The 7,227-nt window shown below is 70.4% G+C and carries 7 protein-coding genes and 1 pseudogene; 3 read left to right on the top strand and 5 right to left on the bottom strand.

Annotation, left to right across the window (positions count from 1 at the left end):
- Positions 1 to 556, top strand: a pseudogene (locus tag AC559T_RS30915) (transcriptional regulator); the annotation flags it as partial.
- Positions 557 to 775: 219 nt separating this feature from the next.
- Here AC559T_RS30915 and AC559T_RS30910 read toward each other — a convergent pair.
- The 3 genes from AC559T_RS30910 to AC559T_RS30900 all read right to left on the bottom strand — a co-directional run bounded on the left by AC559T_RS30910 (position 776) and on the right by AC559T_RS30900 (position 2,299).
- The gene (locus tag AC559T_RS30910) at positions 776 to 1,219 is read right to left on the bottom strand and encodes a nuclear transport factor 2 family protein (protein ID WP_498870950.1); all 444 of its coding nucleotides are present in this window, start codon (positions 1,217 to 1,219) and stop codon (positions 776 to 778) included.
- Positions 1,220 to 1,279: 60 nt separating this feature from the next.
- Positions 1,280 to 1,714 (bottom strand): TIGR03618 family F420-dependent PPOX class oxidoreductase, encoded by a 435-nt coding sequence (locus AC559T_RS30905; RefSeq protein ID WP_498870949.1) that lies wholly within the window; start codon positions 1,712 to 1,714, stop codon positions 1,280 to 1,282.
- A gap of 246 nt (positions 1,715 to 1,960) precedes the next feature.
- Positions 1,961 to 2,299 (bottom strand): ferredoxin family protein, encoded by a 339-nt coding sequence (locus tag AC559T_RS30900; protein WP_020464569.1) that lies wholly within the window; start codon positions 2,297 to 2,299, stop codon positions 1,961 to 1,963.
- A gap of 556 nt (positions 2,300 to 2,855) precedes the next feature.
- On the opposite strand from AC559T_RS30900, the gene AC559T_RS30895 reads away from it, so the two are divergent.
- Positions 2,856 to 3,860, top strand: a complete 1,005-nt coding sequence (locus tag AC559T_RS30895) for an ATP-binding protein (protein WP_498870948.1) — start codon at positions 2,856 to 2,858, stop codon at positions 3,858 to 3,860.
- Positions 3,861 to 3,965: 105 nt separating this feature from the next.
- Here the strand turns inward: AC559T_RS30895 and bluB are convergent, their stop codons facing one another.
- Both bluB and AC559T_RS30885 read right to left on the bottom strand, forming a co-directional pair.
- Positions 3,966 to 4,652: a 5,6-dimethylbenzimidazole synthase gene (gene bluB, locus AC559T_RS30890; RefSeq protein WP_071064912.1), complete on the bottom strand. Its 687-nt coding sequence runs from the start codon at positions 4,650 to 4,652 to the stop codon at positions 3,966 to 3,968.
- A 40-nt stretch (positions 4,653 to 4,692) separates the two neighbouring features.
- Positions 4,693 to 5,841, bottom strand: coding sequence for a thiolase family protein (locus tag AC559T_RS30885; RefSeq protein ID WP_498870947.1), 1,149 nt, complete (start codon positions 5,839 to 5,841; stop codon positions 4,693 to 4,695).
- Positions 5,842 to 6,610: 769 nt separating this feature from the next.
- Between AC559T_RS30885 and AC559T_RS30880 the strand changes: the two genes are divergently transcribed.
- Positions 6,611 to 7,153, top strand: coding sequence for a hypothetical protein (locus tag AC559T_RS30880; RefSeq protein ID WP_498870946.1), 543 nt, complete (start codon positions 6,611 to 6,613; stop codon positions 7,151 to 7,153).
- Positions 7,154 to 7,227: the final 74 nt, after the last annotated feature.

Below are 7,227 nucleotides of genomic sequence, written 5' to 3'. Positions count from 1 at the left end.
TCCCGACGAGCCCGACGAGCCGGTGCCGGTCAGCCCGTTCGTCCCGTGGGCGCCGGCGCTGATCGCGGTCGCCCGCGGCGAGCCTGATGCCGACAAGCTGCTGATCGCGGAGATCGCGCAGGTCGAGCCGGTCACCTGGACCACCCACTCGCGGCTGACGATGCTCGCCCACGCGGTCGCCGACCTCGGCCTGCGCTCACAGGTCGCCACGTTGACCGCACGGCTGACGCCCGTCGCGCACTGCGTCGCGAACATCGGCCAGTGCGGCTACGTCGGTACGGTCGCGCTGGCCCTCGCCCGGCTGGCCGCGCTGGACGGAGACCTCCCGGGCGCGCGCGAGCACCTGCGGACCGCCGTGGAGGTCGCCACCCGCGCGCAGGGCGTCGGCGCGCTGCTGCGCTGCCGCCTGTTCGCCGCGGAGCTCGCCGCGCTCGCCGGCGACCCCGTGGACCTCGACGACCTGCGCGACGTCGCCGACCGCGCCGCACGCCGCGGCATGATCGGCGTAGCCCGCGACGCCCGCACACTCCTCACCCGTCACATCGACCCGACCTGACCGCGGCCGGGCGGCCGGCTCGTCCGGGAGTGGAGCCCTCGTAAGGACAGGATGTTCACCAGCGCCCACGTCCGCATCGCCTAAGAGGCGCTGCGCGACCGGGGCTGGTCCGAGGCGGCCCGACCGGCACCGTAGGTTGACCTGCCCCGTTATCCCTGACTATCCCTGACCTTGCCGACGGGAATACCACGACCCGCGTTCGCGGGGGGTCGATTTCCGTCAGGCGGTGGCAGGTCCGGTCATGTCGACGCGGAGGCGGGTCAGCGTCGAGGAGGCGATCCGCCAGGAGCCGTCAGTCTTCGCGTAGGTCTCGTGGTAGTGACCGAAACCGGTCATCGCGTGGCCGTTCGCGAACCAGATCCGGTCCTCCATGGCCCAGATGCCGGTGGCCTCCGACGGTGAGGTCAGCGTGATCTCCGGGGTGTGTCCGTGATGGACGGTGACCGCCTCCGCGAGGTGGGAGCTGACGAATCCCACGAACGCTTCGGCACCGGCGATCACCCCGCCACCCGACCCGGTGGTGTCGACCACCAGGTCGTCGGTGAAGAGCCCGCGCAGGCCGTCCCAGTCCTTCGTGTCGAGCAGCCGGAAGTAACGGGCCTTCAACTGCTTGATGGCCTCGACGTCCTTGCTCACCTCGAAGCTCACCGCGAAGTCGTCCACGGGCGTTCCTCCACTTCCCGGCGTTTCCCCGACCTGCCAGTCGTCCACGAGGCGGGCCCGTCAGGCCCGGTGCAGCAGGCCGTACAGGCGGTTCACCTCAAGCCGCATGACCATGCGGCTTGCCTCGAGCATCTGGTGGTCGAACGCCGGCCGCTCCGCCGCCCCGTTGAAGACCGAGTGCACGGCGTACAGCTCGTCCGTCGCCTCGTCGCCCGGCGCGCTCGGGATCGCCAGCGTGACCTCGCCCTCCGCGACGGCGAAGTTGAAGAAGTCGCCGCCGGGCACGTGCAGCACGGCCCTGGGGTCACGGAGCAGGTTGCGGCCCTTGGCCCGGACGCCCGTCGTCGAGACACGGACCAGCCGGCGCTCGGCGTCGGCAACGTAGTAGACGTTCGAGAGGTGGGGCAGCCCGGTCTCGCCGATCGTGGCAAGAATGCCCTCGTTGCGGCTGGTGACGGCCTCCCAGAGCGCGTCCTGGCTGGGCGGTCTCACCACGACCGCCCCGACCGGCGTGACCGTTCCACCAGTGATCCCCCAGACGATCGCTGCGGCGTCCGCTCACCGTGGTGGCACGCCGCCCCTCGGCCACGGACGGGCATCGCAAGCACGGCTTCACGGCGCTGCTTCTCCCTGGTCGGAGTATCGACCAGGGAGCGGACCAGGCGCATCTGTCTGGAGGCCGGCAGCGATCATCCGCCGGCGTGGCCTCGTGGCGAGGTGCCCCTCCACCCGCCGCGATACCTACTTCTTGTACGCGGCGACGAATTCCGAGTCAGCATTGATCTTGCCGACCTCAGCGGCACCACCCGGCTCGCCGAGCGGCTCGTCCCGGCCGGGCAGGACCTCGGAGAAGAACAGCTCCTCGCTCTTGATGAAATCCTGCTCCTCGTCCGGGACCATCTCGTCGATCATCGCCGCCCCGACCGGGCAGGCGACCGCACACGCCCCGCACTCGGTGCATTCATCGGGGTTTATGTACATCTTGCGGTTTCCCTCGTAGATGCAGTCGGCCGGGCATCCGCCACCCAGGCACGCGCCGTCCTTGACATCGATGCACGCGGAGGTGATCACGAATGGCATGATGATATCCTCTCCAATCAGCCGAACAGGACGGCGGCCGCCGACCGCGGTGCACCCGCGCCCGACAGCCCGCTTTTCTCGGCCGCGCGCCGACCGGAGTAGGCCGAATTCCGGCGAACCCGCATAGATTATTGGCGGGCACATGTCACAGCGACGCTTCGCCCGGTAAACGACAGGTAACGAAGAAAACTTTCCGTTTACCGAAAAAGAAATTGAACAAATTCGCCACGCCGAAACATCGCGGGATCTTCCCGAGGATAACGCTTTCATCAGCGGTATCCCGCGGCGCCCGCGCGGGGCAGCCCACACGCAGGGCAGCCATGTGGAGGGCAGCCGCGCGCGGGACAGCCGCGCGGCACCGGGGTCACCGGCACGGGTCAGACCATCGGCCCGGGAGCGAGCCGGGCACTCCCCACACCCGTACCTCACGGCGCGTCCGCGTGCCGGCGCGTCCGCGTTGTCACCCGGCGGCCCACCTCCAGGCTATCGAAAACGATAACGGTTATGATGCCGCTCTGATCGCGGCACCGCCGCCACGACCTCGGAGACAGCCACCATGAAGATCGCTTTTGTCGGTAAGGGTGGGAGTGGAAAGACCACGCTCTCGGCCCTGCTGTGCCGCCACCTCGCCGCGCGAGGTCATCCCGTCCTGGCCATCGACGCCGACATCAACCAGCACCTCGGTGCGGCGCTCGGCGGAGCGGGCGGCGAGGAGGCCACGGCGCCGCCGATGGGTGAACACCTCGACGTGATCAAGGACTACCTGCGCGGCAGCAACCCGCGCATCCCGTCGGCCGGGATGATGGTCAAGACGACACCGCCCGGCCCCGGGTCGCGGCTGCTGCGGACGGGTGACGACAACCCGCTGTGGGAGCGTTTCGGTGTGGACGTCGACGGTGTCCGGCTACTCGCGACCGGCGCGTTCACCGAGGACGACCTCGGCGTCGCGTGCTTCCACTCGAAGCTCGGCGCGGTCGAGCTGCTACTGAACCACCTGGTGGACGGCGCCGGCGAGTACGTCGTCGTCGACATGACGGCGGGGGCCGACGCGTTCGCGTCCGGGCTGTTCACCCGCTTCGACCACACCTTCCTGGTCTGCGAGCCGACCCGGAAGGCGGTCGCCGTCCACGACCAGTACCGGGAGTACGCGGCGGACTACGAGATCACCGTGTCGGCCGTGGGCAACAAGATCTCCGATGACTCGGATGTCGCGTTCCTGCGCGAGCACCTCGGCGCGGACCTGCGCGCCTGCTTCCGCCACTGCCCGCCCGTCCGCGCCCTGGAGCAGGGCCGGCCGTTCCACCTCGACGACCTCGACCCGGAGACCAGGTCATCCCTGGCCACGCTGCAGGGCCTGGTCGACCGGACCGTGCGCGACCCGGAACGGTTCGTGGCGCAGATGCACGAGATCCACCGCCGCAACGCCCGCGCCTGGGCGAACAGGTCCGCCGGCACCGACCTCACCACGCAGATCGACCCCGTCTACCGCCCCCCGTACCCGCCGGTGCCCGAGCCGCGCACGACCCCGACCCGAATCCCAGCCCGGTTCCCCACTCGCTAGCCCCACCCCACCCGGAGTTGCGTGGCGGGTCGGTGGCTCCTTCCCAGGCCCCGCCCCCCGGGGTGGCGGCTCCGGGGGCGGCTCCGGTCGCGGCGTGCGCTCCGGTCAGTCCGGGGGGCCGGTTCCGTTCCCGACCGTTGCCTCGGCTTCGGTGGGGGAGGGCGTCCAGCGCTCGTGGTGGACGACGGCGTCCAGCGGGCGGCGGTGGGCCCAGCCGTGGCGCTCAAGGTCGGGGGTGGACTCCAGATGGGTCACCGGTCCGAGGCAGAGCCAGGCCACCGGACGCAGGCCCGCCGGCAGGCCGAGCAGCTCGCGGACGAAAGCCTCCTGGTAGAAGGACACCCATCCGACGCCGAGCCCTTCCGCCGTGGCCGCCAACCAGAGGTTCTCGATCGCCAGGCACACCGAGTACAGGCCGGCGTCGGCGATGGCGTGCCGGCCGAGGACGGCCGGGGCGCCGCGGGACGCGTCGTAGGTGACGGCCAGCGAGAGCGTCGACTCCAGCACGCCGTCGATCTTGATCTCCGCGAAGCGCTCCGCCCGCTCGCCGCTGAGCGTGGCGGCGAACACCTGCCGCTCGTGCTGGACGTGGGCGTGCAGCGCCGCCTTCGTCGCGGCGTTCGCCACGAGGATGAAGTCCCACGGCTGACTGAGGCCGACGCTGGGCGCCGCGTGCGCCGCGGCCAGCACACGGCGCAGCACACCGGGCCCGAGCGGCTCCCCGGTGAACTGCCCGCGGACGTCCCGACGCTGCCGGATGGTCCGGTAAAGCGCCTCGGCGACGGGATTCACTCCGGCGGATCGGGGTCGGGGATCCTCCGGGAGCGGCTGGTCAGTCAGTGACGAGTTCCACAACCGCGGCGTTGGCGGTGCCGCCACCTTCGCACATGGTCTGCAGCCCGTACCGGATGCCGTTGTCGCGCATGTGGTGGGCGAGGCGGGTCATCAGGATCGCGCCCGAGGCACCCAGGGGATGCCCGACCGCGATGGCGCCGCCCAGCGGGTTGAGGACCTTCGGGTCGGCGCCGGTGTCCGCCAGCCAGGCCAGTGGGACGGAGGCGAACGCCTCGTTGACCTCGAACGCGCCGATGTCACCGATGGAGAGCCCGGCCCGGGCGAGGACCTTCTCCGTCGCGGGGATCGGCCCGCTCAGGATGAGCAGCGGGTCGGAGCCGACGACCGCGCCGCTGTGGTAGCGCACGATCGGCCGCAGGCCCAGCTCACGCGCCTTCTCAGGGGTGGTCACGAGCAGCGCGGCGGCGCCGTCGGAGATCTGCGAGGAGCTCCCGGCGTGCAGCAGACCGTCCTCGCCGGTGACGGGCTTGAGCCCGGCGAGCTTCTCCGGCGTCGTGCCGCGCCGCAGGCCCTCGTCGGCGGTGAACGGGCCGGACTCGGTCGGGACGGCGACGATCTGCTGCTCGAAGGCACCGGCGTCGACCGCCGCGGCCGCGCGCTCGTGGCTCAGCGAGGAGAACTCGTCCAGCTGCTGGCGGGAGAAGCCCCAGCGGCGTGCGATCCGCTCGGCGCCGACGATCTGGTTGAAGTCGGAGCCGTCGTAGCGTGCCTTGGCACTCGGCCCGTAGGGCTCGCCGATCTGCCGGGTGGCGCCCATCGGGATGCGGCTCATCGACTCGACGCCGCCGGCCACGACGAGATCCTGCTGGCCGGACATGACGGCGAACGCGGCGTGGTCGAGCGCCTGCTGGCTCGATCCGCACGCCCGGTTCACGGTGACCGCGGGGACACTCTCGGGCCAGCCGGCGGCGAGGACGGTGTACCGGCCGACGTTGCTCGACTGGTCACCGAGCTGGGTCACGCACCCCCACTGGACGTCGTCGACGAGCGCGGGATCGATCCCGGTCCGGTTGACGAGCTCGTTGAGCACCAGGGCGCCCAGCTCCACCGGGTGCACGCCCGCCAGGGAGCCGTTGCGCTTCCCGATCGGCGTGCGCACCGCCTCCACGATCACTGCTTCTCGCACGGCAGTCCCTCTTCTCTCGTCCCTGCGCCCAACCGTGCCACAGTTCGTGCCTTGACGTCCCTGCCGCCCGACTCGTTCCGGGGCCCACCGTGACGAGTGGCACACGAGCACGCGCCGGGGCTGCGCCGTGCGCGTCGGCGGGCACCGTCGTAGACGTCGACTGCACCGTCGTAGACGTCGACGACACCGCGCGGGCCGTTCTCCTGTTCGTCCCGACCCGCGCGTCGATCGGGCTCGGTGATCCCGACCACCGTTTGGGCACCCTCGTTGGTGTCGAGATTCACCGGGTGCCGCACGTTGATTCGGGACGGCCACGAAGGCGCGGCGGCTGGCTACGCACAGACGTCGTCGCGCTCCAGGCAGGCCAAGTAGCACGCACGCGAACAACTCCGGTCGAATAATTGACGCTCCGGCGTGCGCGAGCAGTGTGGCCGATGGGCGACCGTCCGCCACCTTCGAGCCTTCGTGGCAGAGAAAACCCGAGAGCCCGACACTCACGTCACTGTAATGACGTGGTTGCGCTCACAGCACGGTGAACCGTTACGTGAGAGGCACGCAATCATGGCCCGTAAAGCACCACGAGCCAGGGCCCACAGCGGAGGTATGTACGATGACGGCCGATTGACGGCAAGCACTTCGTGTTCCTCGAGGGCGGGATACATCAATGGGGGCGGATTCACCAGCGAGGCCGCGGCCGAGCGGAGCAGAGACGAGAACTCTCCGCTTCCGGCTCGTCACCGCGACTGGACCGGTGTGCTCGCTCGCCGGTGTGATCGCCGCACTCGCGTCGTTCCGTCCCTGGACCCACGCGACCCTCGCCGACCGGGGCGCCGATCTCCTCGTCGTGAACCAGACGGGTTGGGAGCTCGCGCCGGCGGGGCAGCTTGTCTTCGCGGTCGGGGTGGTCGTTACTCTGCTCGTCCTGATCCCACCGGCCGAGGAGAACATCTGGCTGCGCCGACTGATCCCGGTCGCCGGCCTGGTGATGGTCATCATTCCGCTCACCGCGCTGCAGACCGCTGAACCGGTGGCCCGCAAGCTCGAACGGCTCCGAATCGGAACCTTCCAGACCGAGAATCCGACGGCGACCCACGGAAGCGCGTTCGGTCTCTGGGTCATTCTGGCGGCCGGAGCCGTCATCCTGGTCGCGGGATGCGCCCGGCTGGTGTTAGAGCGAAGCGCACGACCCGGCGGCGACGTATCCCGGCCCACAGACGCCGCTTCCCCTCCGGCGGGCCGCGCACCCGACCACGAGCTCAGCTCGGAGCGTGAAGGCGACCCCGACCGCAGTCCCGACCGCGACACATCCTGACCTGACCGCGGAGTCCCGCGCCGAATTCCACAGGTTTACCCAGGATCCGTTCGGCACCATCTCCGCGACGACCG

The sequence above is a fragment of the Frankia sp. Hr75.2 genome (genome assembly GCF_949319125.1).
In the GTDB taxonomy this organism is placed as follows: Bacteria; Actinomycetota; Actinomycetes; order Frankiales; family Frankiaceae; genus Parafrankia; species Parafrankia soli.
This window is presented reverse-complemented; position numbering and strand designations above follow the sequence as displayed.